The sequence below is a fragment of the Escherichia sp. 20412-1 genome, from assembly GCF_003027595.1.
GTDB lineage: Bacteria > Pseudomonadota > Gammaproteobacteria > Enterobacterales > Enterobacteriaceae > Escherichia > Escherichia marmotae.
In genome coordinates this window covers 1-246 of sequence record NZ_PYQM01000148.1, presented here as the reverse complement: position 1 = coordinate 246, position 246 = coordinate 1, and the positions used below count along the sequence as shown (strand labels likewise).

The window sequence follows — 246 nt, the reverse complement described above, 5'->3', positions numbered from 1 at the left end:
AAGTCTCCTGAAGGAACGTTGAAGACGACGACGTTGATAGGCCGGGTGTGTAAGCGCAGCGATGCGTTGAGCTAACCGGTACTAATGAACCGTGAGGCTTAACCTTACAACGCCGAAGATGTTTTGGCGGATGAGAGAATATTTTCAGCCTGATACAGATTAGATTAACCGGCGATAAGCGGGTTAATACAACAGAATTTGCCTGGCGGAGATAGCGCGGTGGTCCCACCTGACCCCATGCCGAAC

The 246-nt window shown here is 50.8% G+C and carries 1 rRNA gene; it reads left to right on the top strand.

Annotated features, from left to right (window positions below):
• Window positions 1–106: ribosomal RNA gene (locus tag C7B16_RS24440) — 23S ribosomal RNA — on the top strand; the annotation flags it as partial.
• Window positions 107–246 lie beyond the last annotated feature (140 nt).